13 protein-coding genes are annotated in these 13,243 nt (G+C 60.4%); 2 read left to right on the forward strand and 11 right to left on the reverse strand.

Going from position 1 to position 13,243, the window contains the following annotated elements; genetic code table 11:
* The first annotated feature begins 182 nt into the window (after nucleotides 1–182).
* Nucleotides 183–1,034, forward strand: coding sequence for a carboxylating nicotinate-nucleotide diphosphorylase (nadC, locus tag B3C1_RS12420; RefSeq protein WP_008485203.1), 852 nt, complete (start codon nucleotides 183–185; stop codon nucleotides 1,032–1,034).
* A 29-nt stretch (nucleotides 1,035–1,063) separates the two neighbouring features.
* Here the strand turns inward: nadC and B3C1_RS12425 are convergent, their stop codons facing one another.
* From B3C1_RS12425 to B3C1_RS19430, 7 genes are all read right to left on the reverse strand, one after another.
* On the reverse strand, nucleotides 1,064–1,909 hold the full coding sequence (locus B3C1_RS12425; protein ID WP_035482066.1) for a universal stress protein: 846 nt from the start codon (nucleotides 1,907–1,909) through the stop codon (nucleotides 1,064–1,066).
* 9 nt (nucleotides 1,910–1,918) lie between these two features.
* Nucleotides 1,919–3,385: a SulP family inorganic anion transporter gene (locus tag B3C1_RS12430; RefSeq protein WP_008485207.1), complete on the reverse strand. Its 1,467-nt coding sequence runs from the start codon at nucleotides 3,383–3,385 to the stop codon at nucleotides 1,919–1,921.
* Nucleotides 3,386–3,471: 86 nt separating this feature from the next.
* Nucleotides 3,472–4,002: a cytochrome b gene (locus B3C1_RS19425; RefSeq protein WP_008485208.1), complete on the reverse strand. Its 531-nt coding sequence runs from the start codon at nucleotides 4,000–4,002 to the stop codon at nucleotides 3,472–3,474.
* Between the two features lie 51 nt (nucleotides 4,003–4,053).
* Nucleotides 4,054–4,488 (reverse strand): thioredoxin TrxC, encoded by a 435-nt coding sequence (gene trxC, locus B3C1_RS12440; protein ID WP_008485209.1) that lies wholly within the window; start codon nucleotides 4,486–4,488, stop codon nucleotides 4,054–4,056.
* 7 nt (nucleotides 4,489–4,495) lie between these two features.
* Nucleotides 4,496–4,891 carry an 8-oxo-dGTP diphosphatase MutT gene (gene mutT / locus B3C1_RS12445; protein ID WP_008485210.1) on the reverse strand — a complete coding sequence of 132 codons (396 nt, stop codon included), beginning with the start codon at nucleotides 4,889–4,891 and terminating at the stop codon, nucleotides 4,496–4,498.
* 51 nt (nucleotides 4,892–4,942) lie between these two features.
* Entirely contained in the window at nucleotides 4,943–7,651 is a 2,709-nt protein-coding gene (secA, locus tag B3C1_RS12450) for a preprotein translocase subunit SecA (RefSeq protein ID WP_008485212.1), read from the reverse strand.
* Nucleotides 7,652–7,703: 52 nt separating this feature from the next.
* On the reverse strand, nucleotides 7,704–8,462 hold the full coding sequence (locus B3C1_RS19430) for a M23 family metallopeptidase (protein ID WP_008485213.1): 759 nt from the start codon (nucleotides 8,460–8,462) through the stop codon (nucleotides 7,704–7,706).
* A gap of 16 nt (nucleotides 8,463–8,478) precedes the next feature.
* Between B3C1_RS19430 and B3C1_RS20450 the strand changes: the two genes are divergently transcribed.
* The gene (locus tag B3C1_RS20450; protein ID WP_192813377.1) at nucleotides 8,479–8,949 is read left to right on the forward strand and encodes a DUF721 domain-containing protein; all 471 of its coding nucleotides are present in this window, start codon (nucleotides 8,479–8,481) and stop codon (nucleotides 8,947–8,949) included.
* Nucleotide 8,950: 1 nt separating this feature from the next.
* On the opposite strand, the gene lpxC is transcribed toward B3C1_RS20450, so the two are convergent.
* The 4 genes from lpxC to B3C1_RS12480 form a co-directional block, all read right to left on the reverse strand.
* Nucleotides 8,951–9,871, reverse strand: a complete 921-nt coding sequence (gene lpxC, locus B3C1_RS12465) for a UDP-3-O-acyl-N-acetylglucosamine deacetylase (RefSeq protein ID WP_008485215.1) — start codon at nucleotides 9,869–9,871, stop codon at nucleotides 8,951–8,953.
* Between the two features lie 174 nt (nucleotides 9,872–10,045).
* Nucleotides 10,046–11,248 carry a cell division protein FtsZ gene (gene ftsZ / locus B3C1_RS12470; RefSeq protein ID WP_008485216.1) on the reverse strand — a complete coding sequence of 401 codons (1,203 nt, stop codon included), beginning with the start codon at nucleotides 11,246–11,248 and terminating at the stop codon, nucleotides 10,046–10,048.
* Between the two features lie 33 nt (nucleotides 11,249–11,281).
* Nucleotides 11,282–12,520 carry a cell division protein FtsA gene (gene ftsA, locus B3C1_RS12475; RefSeq protein WP_008485219.1) on the reverse strand — a complete coding sequence of 413 codons (1,239 nt, stop codon included), beginning with the start codon at nucleotides 12,518–12,520 and terminating at the stop codon, nucleotides 11,282–11,284.
* Nucleotides 12,517–13,239: a cell division protein FtsQ/DivIB gene (locus B3C1_RS12480; protein WP_008485220.1), complete on the reverse strand. Its 723-nt coding sequence runs from the start codon at nucleotides 13,237–13,239 to the stop codon at nucleotides 12,517–12,519. Before B3C1_RS12480 ends, ftsA begins: the two co-directional genes overlap by 4 nt.
* Nucleotides 13,240–13,243 lie beyond the last annotated feature (4 nt).

Consider the following 13,243-nt stretch of genomic DNA (forward strand, 5'->3'; position numbering starts at 1 on the left):
GCCAACCAGAGCATCACCGCTTAGCTAAGTGCGTAAAATGCTTTATGTTTCCAGAAAAAAGCCTGCACCACCGTCACCCCTGGTCACTGTTTCACATAAGTTACAACACGCAACCTTTTGGCTTGGTGCCCCTTGGCGGTAGAATAGCGGTCTTGTCTTTTGGGATAGAACAGCGGTAACAGATGGCTCTGCAACAGGATATTGCCAAGCAGGTGGCTGCGGCCCTGCAAGAAGATCTGGGTGGCAGCGTGGACGCAGGGGGTGACATTACTGCCCTGTTGGTGCCAGCAGATGAAGTAAAACAGGCCCGCGTCATTACCCGCGAGCCTATGGTCTTTTGCGGCAAGGCCTGGGTAGAAGAAACCTTCAAGGCCCTGGGTGGTGACGTGCAGCTGGACTTTCTGGTGGCAGACGGCGAGCGGGTCGAAGCCGGTGCTACCCTCTTTACCCTGCAAGGGCCTGCCAGGCAGCTCCTGACCGGTGAGCGCACCGCCCTTAACTTCGTACAATTGCTGTCCGGCACTGCCACTGTTACCCGGTTTTACGCCGACAAGCTCACAGGCACCCAGACCCGGCTGCTGGACACCCGTAAAACGGTGCCTGGCCTGCGTTTGGCACAAAAGTACGCCGTAACCTGCGGTGGCGGTGTTAACCACCGCATAGGTCTTTTTGACGCCTTCCTGATCAAGGAAAACCACATACTGGCCGCCGGCTCTATTGCCAATGCCGTTGGTGAAGCCCACCGTATTGCCCCAGGCAAGAAAGTGGAAGTGGAAGTGGAGAATATGGGCGAGTTGGCAGAGGCCCTGGCAGCAGAAGCCGATATCATCATGCTGGATAACTTCAGCTATGAAGATATGTACAGCGCCGTGGCCCTCCGTGACCAGCAGCGCCCGGCCACCAAGTTGGAGGTTTCCGGCAATGTGACCGACCAGGCCCTGGCCGCCATCGCCGCCACCGGCGTGGATTTCATATCCAGTGGCGCCTTGACCAAGCATGTGACGGCCATCGACCTTTCCATGCGTATCCTCTGACAAAAAACGCGGCCCAAGGGCCGCGTTTTTTAGCGCATCAACAGTATGGGCACATTGCTGGCCCGCAGCATGGCGTTGGTGGTGGAACCCAGCAGCCACTGGCGAATGCGGGAATGGCCGTAGGCCCCCATCACCATCAAGTCAATCTCCTGTTGCTGCTGATACTGGGTCAGTACCTTTTCCACTTCACCGGCGATGATAGTGCCCTGGGCCTGGTGTCCTTCCAGATTAAGCTGGCTAAGAGCCCACTTAAGCTGTACCTGCTGGTCTTCGCTGTTATCCCCTACCATCACCACATGACAGGGCAGTCCCTTGAATAGGGGGCTTTTGGCCACCAGCTCCAGCGCTTTGCGGGTGGTAGGTGAGCCGTCGAAAGCAATCAGCACCGATTGAGGTGTTTTGAAAGCGCCGGGTACCAGCAGCAGCGGCTTGCTCAAGCCTCGGGCAGCCCTTTCCACGTGCAGGCCCAAGTCGCCCTGGGCACCGGCGCCGCTCCTGCCCATGACCCAAAGCCGGGTCTGGTCTTCCAGCTCCTTGAGGCTGGCTACCAGCTCGCCATGGCGCTGGCGTACCTGAATATCCCCAAGCCCCACACCAGCCAGGCTGGCCTTGGCTCCTTCCAGCATCTGCCGGCCCTGCTCCATGGCCAACTTGGACCGGGCTTCGTCCAGCCTTGCCATTTCTTCGATGAGGGCTTCTTGGGCGCCCAGGCCAATGGCACCGCTAAAATCGCCGCCATGGAGGCCATGATGGTGCTCCAACACATGCAGCAGGGTCAAAGGAGCCTGGAGCTGGCCAGTCGCCCAGCTTCCATACTGGCAAACGGCCTGGCTATGTTCAGAGCCGTCCAGGCAGGCCATTACGTCTGTAGTCATGCGCTTTCCTTAGTGTCCCGTCAATTTACCAACGGCTTCTGGCTTATTATGCACTGCGAATTTGTCCATCAGGGTAGCGCTGGCTTCGTTCAGGCCCAGCACTTCTACTTCTGCCCCTTCGCGGCGCAGTTTGAGCACCACCTTGTCCAGGGCCGCTACGGCGGTGAGATCCCAGAAATGGGCCTGGCTGACGTCGATGTGTACTTTGCCGACTGCTTCTTTGAAGTCGAATTTTTTCACCAGGGCATCGGCCGAAGCGAAGAACACCTGTCCCACCACCTGATACTCGCGTACATCCCCTTGCTGGCGACTGCCTACAAAGAGCACTTTGCCGACCTTGCTGGCAAAGAACAAGGCGGACAGCAGTACCCCCACAAAGACCCCTTTGGCCAGGTTGTGGGTGGCCACCACCATCACCACTGTCGCCAGCATCACCAGGGTGGCGCTGGGCGGGTTCTTGCGGATGTCGCGGATGGACGCCCAACTGAAGGTACCGATGGACACCATGATCATCACGGCCACCAGGGCCGCCATGGGAATACGGGCGACCCAGTCACCCAAAAAGACCACCAGGATCAGCAGGAAGACCCCGGCCACCAGGGTGGAAAGGCGGGTACGGCCACCGGATTTCACGTTGATGACCGACTGGCCAATCATGGCGCAACCGGCCATGCCGCCAAACAGGCCGGCAACGATATTGGCGTAGCCCTGGCCACGGCACTCCTGGTTCTTGTCGGACTCGGTGTCGGTAAAATCGTCCACTATGGTGGCGGTCATCATCGACTCCAGCAGGCCCACTACCGCAAGGCCCAGTGAGTAGGGGGCAACGATGGCCAGTGTCTCGAAATTCAGCGGCACATCGGGCAGCAGGAACACCGGCAGGCTGTCGGGCAGTGCCCCCATGTCACCGACGGTGTGGATATCCAAGCCCAGGTACAGGGACAGGGCGGTCAGCACCAGAATGCACACCAGGGGCGACGGCACCGCCTTGGTGACGTAGGGGAAGAGGTAAATGATGGCCAGGCCGCCGGCGGTCATGGCATAGACCGGCCAGGTAACATTGGTCAGCTCCGGCAGTTGGGCCATGAAAATGAGGATCGCCAGAGCATTGACGAAGCCGGTGACCACAGCCCTGGACACAAAACGCATCAGCTCACCCAGGCGCAACCAGCCGGCGATGATTTGAAAGACACCGGTCAACAGGGTGGCTGCCAGCAGGTACTGCAGGCCATGGTCCTTGACCAGGGTGGTCATCAACAGGGCCATGGCGCCGGTAGCAGCCGAGATCATGGCCGGCCGGCCACCGGTAAAGGCGGTCACCACGGCGATACAGAAGGACGCATAAAGGCCGACCTTGGGGTCGACTCCGGCGATGATGGAGAACGCTATGGCTTCCGGGATCAGGGCCAAAGCCACCACCAAACCGGAAAGCACATCACCACGGGGATTGGAAAACCACTGCTGGCGCCAGCTCATGTCAGGTTACCTGTACAAATTAGCGAAACACGAAGCGCGGCATTGTACAGATTTTGGCAGACCCGGCCCACCCTCCATTGGTGACCCTAGTCCCGCTTCAGCATGCCTCTTTGGCTGCTGTCCCCCTTGGCTTTGTGCACCAGCACCATCACCAGGTGGCCGGCAACCAGGGCCATCAGCCCCCAGGCAAGCCACTGGTGCGCCTCTTCTGCAGCCTTATGGAGCCAGGACCAGCCGGCCCCGGGCAAGGTCAGCCCCCACCACAGGGGCGTATCGCGGCTGCGGCTTAGCAAAATAAGCAGCCCAAGCAACATCTGCAGGGCCATGGCACCGTAGAGTGCCAGGTGGCCGATATGGGCCCAGCGGGCATTTGGGGCGGATAAGCCGGCTTCGGGTATGGGATTGCTGGCGCGCCAGAGGCTGCGCAGTATCAGCAGCAGCATGGCCAGGGTGCCCAGGTTAAGATGCAGGGCCTTTAAGGCCGAGGCCAGGGCACCGCCTTTTTCCGGCAGGTCCATCACCAGTCCAAGCAGAAAGAGGCCCAGCACCAACAGGGCCATCAGATGATGCAGCAGCCTGGCCACCAGGCCGTATTGAGATGGGGTGTTTCGCAGCATGATTCCTCCCTGGACAAGGCCCAAGCATGGCCCAGAGAGCTTAAATAAACCTTAGCGCAGATCAGGCTTATGGCTGGCCAGCCACTGGCGCAGTTGAAGGGCACTGAGCGCACCGCTTATCCGGGCCTGCTCCTGGCCATGTTGGAAGAGGATCAGGGTGGGAATAGAACGGATGGCAAAGCGGCTGCTGGCCTGAGGCGCCTGCGCCGTGTCCACCTTGGCAAAGCTCAAGGTAGCGCCAAAGTCCTTGGCCACCTCGGCAAAGGCCGGTGCCATCATCTTGCAGGGGCCGCACCAATCTGCCCAGAAGTCCACCAGGAGCGGCAGGCCATGGCGTTCCAGGGCCCGGGCCAGGCTGCCATCATCCAGCTGCATCAGGCTGCCGTCCAGCAGCGCTTTTTTACAGGCGCCACACTTGGGTCCCTCGCCCAGGCGGTCCTGGGGTACCCGGTTCAGTTGCTGACAGTGGGGGCAGAGCAGTTCCATAGTCACCTCAGTAAAGGGCCTGTACCGCTTTGATGATAGGCCCGTTGGCGTCGGGGAAGGTGAGGCTGTCTAAGTCCCTGGCGTGAACCCAGCGCCCTTCCTGGCCCTCCAGGCCCTTGGGCTGGCCCACAAAGCCCCGCACCAGCCAGACATCCAGTTTGACCGCCTTATCACCGTAATCGTGCTCCACCAGCACCAGGGGTTCGGCCGCTACCACATTGATACCGATTTCTTCACTGAGCTCCCTGTCCAGGGCGTGGAGCAATGACTCCCCGTCTTCCACCTTGCCGCCGGGGAATTCCCATTTGCCGCCCTGGTGCTGATGGTCCAGGCGCTTGGTGACATAGACCTCACCCCGGCCGTTTTCGATGACCCCTACAGCCACATGCACCACTTTTTTCATTGCCTACTCCTAAAACCAAAGTGGCCCTTGCGGGCCACTTTTTATTCGTTATCAGACCAACTTGCCGTGGCACTGCTTGAACTTCTTACCCGAACCGCAGGGGCAAGGATCGTTGCGGCCGACCTTGGGGCCATCGCGCATCACGGTGCTGACCTCGGCGTCCTCTTCTTCTTCGGTGAGGGCGCCGCTGGAGGCGTGCTGATACTGATGAGGCACGGCTTCGGCGCGGCGACGTTGTTCTTCAACGGCTTCCACGTCTTCCTCGGCCTGCACCCTTACCTTACAGAGGATGCTGACCACGTCGTGCTTGAGGGTCTCCAGCATGTCGGTGAACAGCTCAAAGGCTTCGCGCTTGTATTCCTGCTTGGGGTTTTTCTGGGCGTAGCCGCGCAGGTGAATACCCTGGCGCAGGTGGTCCATGGCCGCCAGGTGCTCTTTCCAGAGGCCGTCCAGGCTCTGCAGCATCACCGCCTTCTCGAAGTGGCGGATCACCTCGGCGCCTACCGCCTCTTCCTTGGCCTGGTAGCTCCCTTCCACGGCTTCGTGGATACGCTGGGTCAGGCCTTCTTCGTCCAGTTTGTCGTCTTCGTCCAGCCACTGCTGCAACGGCAGCACTACATGGAAGTCGCCACGCAGGCGTTCGGCCAGGCCGTCCACGTCCCACATTTCCTCCAGGGACTGGGGTGGGATATAGCTGGCGATGGTTTTGTCGATGACGTCGGTACGGATGGCGTCGATAGTCTCCTTGATGGAGGCGCTATCCATGATCTCGTTGCGCTGCTCGTAGATCACCCGGCGCTGATCGTTGGCCACGTCATCGTATTCCAACAGCTGCTTACGAATATCGAAGTTACGGCCTTCCACCTTACGCTGGGCGTTTTCGATGGCACGGTTGACCAAGGGATGCTCGATGGCTTCACCGTGCTGCATGCCCAGACGCTTCATCATGTTGGTGACCCGGTCCGAGGCGAAGATCCGCATCAGGGCGTCTTCCATGGACAGGTAGAAACGGCTGGAACCCGGGTCACCCTGGCGACCAGAGCGGCCACGCAGCTGGTTGTCGATACGGCGGGATTCATGGCGCTCGGTGCCGATGATGTGCAGGCCGCCGGCATCCAGCACCTGTTGGTGGCTGAGTTTCCACTTGTCCTTGATGGCGTCGATCTGCTCCTGGGTCGGCTCTTCCAGCTTGTCGATTTCCGACTGCCAGTTACCGCCGAGGATGATGTCGGTACCACGGCCAGCCATGTTGGTGGCGATGGTCACGGCGCCGGGCTGACCGGCCTGGGCGACGATATCGGCTTCCATGGCGTGGTACTTGGCGTTCAGTACCTGGTGGGGGATGCCTTCTTTTTTCATCAGCCTGGACAGCAGTTCCGAGGACTCGATGGAGATGGTGCCCACCAGGCTGGGGCGACCCTTGTCGCGCTGGATCTTGATGTCGTTGATGATGGCTTCGTACTTCTCCTCGGCGGAGAGGTAAACCTGGTCAGGCAGATCCTGGCGCACCATGGGCCTGTTGGTGGGGATCACTACCGTTTCCAGGCCGTAAATATGATTGAACTCGAAGGCCTCGGTGTCGGCGGTACCGGTCATACCGGACAGCTTGTCGTAGAGGCGGAAATAGTTCTGGAAGGTGATGGAAGCCAGGGTTTGGTTTTCGTTCTGGATCTTCACCCCTTCTTTGGCTTCCACCGCCTGGTGCAGGCCTTCGGACCAACGACGACCCGGCATGGTACGGCCGGTGTGCTCGTCAACGATGACGATTTCGCCGTCGGCAACGATGTAGTCGATGTCCTTGTTGAACAGGTGGTGGGCACGCAGGGCGGCATTGACGTGGTGCAGCAGGCTGATGGAGCCGGCGCTGAACAGGTTATCGTCTTGGCCCAGCAGGCCTTTTTCCTTGAGGATCTCTTCGATGTGTACCTGGCCGTTTTCGGTCAGGTGCAGCTGCTTGGCCTTTTCATCGATGGTGAAGTCGCCGTCACCTATCTCGCCTTCCTTGTCCTCTTCGGCCTGGCGCTTGAGATTAGGCACTATGGTGTTGATTTGGCGATAGAGTTCGGAAGAGTCTTCGGCAGGGCCGGAGATAATAAGAGGGGTACGGGCTTCGTCGATAAGGATGGAGTCAACCTCATCCACCACCGCAAAGCTCAGCTTACGCTGCACCCGCTCGGCCGGGCTGAAGGCCATGTTGTCGCGCAGGTAGTCGAAACCGAATTCGTTGTTGGTGCCGTAAAGGATGTCGGCGGCGTAGGCCACCTTCTTCTCCATGGGGTTCATGCCCGGCACGTTGACCCCGACGGTCAGGCCCAGGAACTCGAACAGCGGGCCGTTGGTGGCAGCGTCACGCTTGGCCAGGTAGTCGTTGACGGTAACCACGTGCACTGGCCCTTCCAGGGCATTAAGGTAGGCCGGCAGGGTGGCGGTCAGGGTTTTACCTTCACCGGTACGCATCTCGGCAATTTTGCCGCTGTGCAGCACCATGCCGCCGATCATCTGCACATCGAAATGGCGCATGCCAAAGACCCGCTTGGAGGCCTCGCGCACCACGGCGAAGGCTTCGGGCATCAGGCTGTCCAGGGACTCACCTTTTTCCAGGCGACCACGGAACTCGTCGGTCTTGGCGCCCAGTTCGGCGTCGTTCAGGGCCTCGAACTGGGGCTCCATAGCATTGATTTGGGCCACGACCTTGCCGAGGCGCTTGATAGTGCGGTCGTTGCGACTACCGATGATCTTGGTGAGCAGTTGTGTGAACATAATCCTGTCTTTTTCTGATACGTGGCCCGGCTAGGGTGCCGGCTATTATTCCTTAAAGCCCGCCAGGGCGATAGACAAAATGCGCCGGGTTCTGGGGCTGGTTCATGGCCAGCACTTCGAAGTGCAGGTGCGGGCCCGTGGCCCTGCCACTTTGGCCCACCTGCGCTATGGTTTGCCCCTTGGCTATCTTGTCTCCCCTTTTCACCAGCAAGGCGCTGTTGTGCCCGTAACGGGTCACCATACCGCCGCCGTGGTCTATTTCCACCAGCAAGCCGTAGCCGGCATAACTGCCGGCGAAGGTCACTATACCCCCTGCGCTGGCCAGCACCGGGGTGCCGGCCTTGGCCGACATATCCAAGCCGCCGTGCCAGCGGCGCTTACCGGTAAAAGGGTCCTGGCGGAAGCCAAAGCCGGAGGCCTTGCGACTGGAGGTCAATGGCTGCCCTATGGAAGGCATATGGAGGCGCCCCTGCCAACTTTCAAGTAGCGAAAAGGCCTGGTCCAATTGCACCAGTTCTCCTTGGCTGTCGTCCAGTTTCAAGGGCCCCAGGCCCTGCTGCCGGGACAACAGCTCGGCGCGAACCCGCAAACCGGCCAATTCCCCTTGCACCTGGGCCAGCTGCTGCTGCAACTGTTGCCAACGGGCCTCGGCCAGGCTTGGCCCACCCTGCCCCGCTGGCTGCGCTTCGGCTTTGGGCACCAGGCTCCACAGCAACATCGCCAGCACCCCCAGCCCCATCAGCAGCAACCACAGGGAAAGCTGCCATTGCCGTTTCCGGCTTGGGCCATGGATAATGAAGGTCAATGTCATGGTGAAGGCCTTTGTTATGTCCGACCACCCCAGCTCCCTGGAACACCTGCTGGGCCAGAGCCTGTCTGGCTTGGCTGAGCTGTCACGCAAGGCGTCCCGGCTCAATGCCCTGCAGCAGGCTTACCAGCAGCAGGTCCAAGGCCCCCTGGCCAAACACAGCCGGGTTGCCAACCTGCGTAGCGGTATCTTGGTGATCGAGGCCGCCAGCGCTGCCTGGCTCAGCCAGTTGCGCCTGCAACGGTCCTTGTTGTTAAGCCAAATGCGGCAAATAGACCCCAGCCTAACCAGCCTTGAATTCGGGATCAACCCGGGCCTGGCCAAAGCCGAAAAGCTGACGCCCCAATACAGTCCCAATAAAAGGACCATCAGCAGTCGTACCGCCAAGGAGCTTAATGCCCTGGCCGACAGCACCGAAGGAAAGCTGAGTGAGAGCCTGAAAAGACTGGCGGCGCTCAGTGAGCGCCGCCAGAAAGACTTGGAAGACTGAATCAGGCCAGGCTGAAGCCCGGCGACAGGTAGGAAATGGGTGAGGCATCCCCTTCGTCTTCGAAGGTCACCAGTTCCCATTTTTCCTGATGGGCGAGGATCTCGCGGACCATCAGGTTGTTCAGGGCATGGCCCGACTTGTAGGAGCGGAATTCACCGATGATGGAATGGCCGGCCAGGTACAGGTCACCCACGGCATCCAGCAGCTTGTGCTTGACGAACTCGTCTTCGTAGCGCAGGCCTTCACCGTTGAGGATCTTGTACTCGTCCAGCACCACGGCATTTTCCATGGAGCCACCCAAGGCCAGGTTGTTGGCCCTCAGGGTCTCGATGTCCTTCATAAAGCCGAAGGTACGGGCGCGACTCACTTCCTTAACGAAAGAGGTGGTGGAGAAATCCATCACCAGGCGCTGGTTGCGCCCTTCCATCGCCGGATGGTTGAAGTCGATGGCCACATCCATCTTGAAACCCTGGTAAGGACGGAACTCGGCCCACTTGTCGCCCATTTCCACCCGGATCACGTCCTTGATACGGATGAATTTCTTGGCGGCATTCTGCTCCTCCACGCCGGCAGACTGCAGGAGGAACACGAAGGGGCTGGAACTGCCGTCCATGATCGGGATTTCCGGGGAGTCGATTTCCACATAGAGGTTATCGATACCCAGGCCCGCCAGGGCGGCACACAGATGTTCTATGGTGGCGACCTTGACGCCCTCTTCACCGTGCAGGCAGGTGCAGAGCATGGTGTCTTGGACCAGCCGGCCGTCAGCCGGGATCTCTTTGACCGGGTCAAGGTCGACCCGGCGAAAGACGATACCCGTGTTCACAGGCGCAGGACGCAAGCACAGGGACACTTTATTGCCGCTGTGCAGGCCGACGCCAGTCGCGCGAATGGCGCTTTTCAAGGTACGTTGCCGAATCATCTGTGGCCTCGCTAAAGTCGGGTAACCGCCAGCTTAACTGGCCCTACCTGTTCAAAAAGGTGCAGCAGTATACCACTAATGCGACCATTTAACCAAAAACTGAAGGAAAAGCCACCAGGACAATAGCGCAAAGATTGCGCATATTGCCTGGCCTTACCCTTACAGTACCCGGGTTCAGTCCGCCTGACGACGCAGGAAGGCCGGAATATCCAGGTAATCCAGGTCAGCTTGGCTCTTGCGCTTGGGCGCTGCCACCGCTTCTTCCTGCTTACGCAGCTCTGGCTGCGGGGCCGGCGCCGGTTGCGGCTGGGCCTGAGCCGGCATGGGGCGGCCATGGGTGCCGTCACCACTGGGTTGCGGGAAGCTGGGGCGAACCGGTTCCGGGTTTTTCTGCACCAGGGTGATTTCCGGCTTGCGCTCGGAGCCGCCGATACCGGTGGCCACCACGGTGACGCGGATCTCGTCCTGCATCTCCGGGTCGATGGTGGTACCCACCACCACGGTAGCCTGCTCGGAGGCAAAGCCCTGCACCGCGTTACCCACGGTCTCGAACTCTTCGATGGTCAAGTCCATACCGGCGGTGATGTTGACCAGGATGCCTCGGGCACCGGCCAAATCCACGTCTTCGAGCAGCGGGCTGGAAATAGCCAGCTCGGCCGCTTCCTGGGCGCGGTCTTCGCCTTTGGCGACGCCGGAGCCCATCATGGCTTTACCCATCTCGCTCATCACGGTGCGCACGTCGGCGAAGTCGACGTTGATCATACCCGGCTGGGTGATCAGTTCGGCAATGCCCTTGACGGCACCCAGCAGCACGTCGTTGGCGGCCTTGAAGGCAGCCAGCAGGCTGGTGGATTTGCCAAGCACCTTGAGCAGCTTCTCATTGGGGATGGTGATCAAGGAATCGACATTGGCTTCCAGTTGGGCGATCCCTTCCTGGGCAAAGGCCATGCGCTTCTTGCCCTCGAAGGGGAAAGGCTTGGTCACCACAGCCACGGTCAGGATACCCAGTTCTTTGGCTACTTCCGCCACTATGGGCGCCGCACCGGTACCGGTACCACCGCCCATGCCAGCGGCGATAAAGACCATGTCGGCCCCTTCCAGCACTTCGCGGATCTGCTCGCGCTCTTCCTCGGCGGCCTGGCGGCCCACCTGGGGATTGGCACCGGCACCCAGGCCCTTGGTCACGCTGGACCCGAGCTGGATGGTGACGTGGGCGTTGGAATTCTTCAGCGCCTGGGCGTCTGTGTTGGCGGCGATGAATTCGACCCCTTCAATGGTCTGCTCCACCATGTGCTGTACAGCGTTACCGCCGCCACCACCAACGCCGATGACTTTGATTACGGCCTCATCGGTATGGCCATCGACAAATTCAAACATGAGTTCAGTCTCCAATCGTCTGCCGTTCTGTCCTTAAAAATTTCCCTTGAACCAGCTCTGCAGCTTGCTCCAAAGGCTACTGACCCCTTCCCCCACTGAGATCCGATCCGCCCTGCGACCTGCACTGTCATCCTTGCCGTAGTGCAACAGTCCCATGGCGGTGGCAAAACGAGGGTCGGCCACGTAGTCGTTGAGGCCCTTGACCGGCAGCGGCATACCCAGCCGCACCGGCATCTGGAAGATCTCTTCAGCGAACTGAATGGCACCTTCCATCTGGGCCGTACCGCCGGTCAGTACTATACCGGCGGCAATCTGTTCTTCGAGCCCGCTCTTGCGCAGCTCTTCCTGTACCAGTTCAAAGAGTTCCTGGTACCGAGGCTCCACCACTTCCGCCAGGGTGTGGCGGCTCATGGTACGGGAGGGCCGACCACCAACGGACGGCACTTCAATGCTTTCTTCCTTGCTCACCAGGTTCTTGATGGCACAGGCGTAGCGGGTCTTGATCTCTTCGGCATGGCTCAAGGGGGTGCGAAAGATCTTGGCGATATCCGAGGTCACCTGGTTGCCCGCCGCCGGGATAACGGCGGTGTGGCGCAGAGCACCGTTGGTGTAGACCGCCATATCCATGGTGCCGGCGCCCATGTCCACCACGCAGACACCCAGCTCTTTTTCGTCGTCGGTGAGCACCGCATAGCTGGAAGCCAGGGCCGAGAAGATCAGCTGGTCGGCACGCAGGTCGCAGCGTTCCACGCACTTGATGATGTTGCGGGCCATGTCGTTGGCGCAGGTCACCAGGTGCACGTTGGACGTGAGGCGCACCCCGCTCATGCCGATGGGGCTCTTGATGCCTTCTTGGTAGTCGATGCCAAACTCCTGGGGCAGCACATGGAGAATGCGGCGCCCTTCGGGGATCTGTACCGACTTGGCGGTGTGGATCACCGCATCCACGTCGTCCTGGGACACTTCGGCATCGTTGATGGGCACCATGCCGGACTCGTTTTGGCAACGGACATGGCGGCCGGAAATGGCCAGATAGACGGCACTGACCTGGCAGTCTGCCATCATCTCGGCTTCATCTACGGCCCGCTGCACCGACTGGGCCACGGAGTCCAGATCGTTGACGCCACCTTTGTCCATGCCACGGGACGCGTGGTTGCCGACACCCAGCACATTGATCTGGCCATCGGGCAGCACTTCGCCCACCACGGCCACGATCTTGGAGGTGCCGATGTCGAGCCCAACGATAAGTTTTCTGTCCATAGCCTTGGTCATGGCGTCTCTTTGTTTTCCTCTTCCTGCCAACCTACGGCGAACCCGGTGTCGTACCGAAGGTCCAGGTAGGCTGGCTGCCTGGCTTCCCCTTTCAAGTAGGGGAAGCTGTCGATAAAGCGCTGCACCCTTCGCAGGGTGTCTTCCCGGCCCAGTACCAGCTTCAGGCCGTCCTTGAGTTCCAGCTCCCAGCTGTTACGGGCCGACAACCAGGCGGCCGCCAATGGATAACCACTGCCCTCCAGGAGGGTGGCCAGGCCCCGGTAGCCGTCCAGGGTGTCCTTGGCGTTGTCGTCCTGGCCGTAAAGCCTGGGCAAGCTTTGCTCAGCGGGGCCCGGCTCGGCCCTGAATACCTGGCCCTGGGCGTTAAGCAGAGCCTGGTCGTTCCACCTGGCCACCGGCTGCTGCTCCACCAAGAAGATCTGCAGCTTACGGGGCCAGGCCTTGCGCACCGAGGCCTGATAAATCCAGGGCAAGGCCTCCAACCGCTGTTGCACCTCGTTCACGTCCACCGTGAAAAAGCTGCCCAGGGGCTTTTGGGTCAGCACCGCCCGGATGTCGCCTGCCGGGGTATGGGGATGCTCCCCTTTTACCTCCACCTGCTCCACCGGCAGCTGTCCCTCGTCGCGCATGGTGTGCCACAGGGACACACCACCGGCGGCGAAGCCGGCCATCACCAGGGCAAAAAAGCCCAGGCCCAGCCAGAAGCCCCAACTGCGCACCCTC

Source organism: Gallaecimonas xiamenensis 3-C-1, from assembly GCF_000299915.1.
Taxonomy (GTDB): Bacteria; Pseudomonadota; Gammaproteobacteria; order Enterobacterales; family Gallaecimonadaceae; genus Gallaecimonas; species Gallaecimonas xiamenensis.

Coding starts and splice junctions, on each gene's coding strand:
- B3C1_RS12425 (WP_035482066.1), bottom strand. CDS start 1,909: ATGACTACAGACGTAATGGCCTGCCTGGACGGCTCTGAACATAGCCAG.
- B3C1_RS20450 (WP_192813377.1), top strand. CDS start 8,479: ATGTCCGACCACCCCAGCTCCCTGGAACACCTGCTGGGCCAGAGCCTG.
- nadC (WP_008485203.1), top strand. CDS start 183: ATGGCTCTGCAACAGGATATTGCCAAGCAGGTGGCTGCGGCCCTGCAA.
- ftsZ (WP_008485216.1), bottom strand. CDS start 11,248: ATGTTTGAATTTGTCGATGGCCATACCGATGAGGCCGTAATCAAAGTC.
- B3C1_RS19425 (WP_008485208.1), bottom strand. CDS start 4,002: ATGCTGCGAAACACCCCATCTCAATACGGCCTGGTGGCCAGGCTGCTG.
- B3C1_RS12430 (WP_008485207.1), bottom strand. CDS start 3,385: ATGAGCTGGCGCCAGCAGTGGTTTTCCAATCCCCGTGGTGATGTGCTT.
- lpxC (WP_008485215.1), bottom strand. CDS start 9,871: ATGATTCGGCAACGTACCTTGAAAAGCGCCATTCGCGCGACTGGCGTC.
- ftsA (WP_008485219.1), bottom strand. CDS start 12,520: ATGACCAAGGCTATGGACAGAAAACTTATCGTTGGGCTCGACATCGGC.
- trxC (WP_008485209.1), bottom strand. CDS start 4,488: ATGGAACTGCTCTGCCCCCACTGTCAGCAACTGAACCGGGTACCCCAG.
- secA (WP_008485212.1), bottom strand. CDS start 7,651: ATGTTCACACAACTGCTCACCAAGATCATCGGTAGTCGCAACGACCGC.
- mutT (WP_008485210.1), bottom strand. CDS start 4,891: ATGAAAAAAGTGGTGCATGTGGCTGTAGGGGTCATCGAAAACGGCCGG.
- B3C1_RS19430 (WP_008485213.1), bottom strand. CDS start 8,462: ATGACATTGACCTTCATTATCCATGGCCCAAGCCGGAAACGGCAATGG.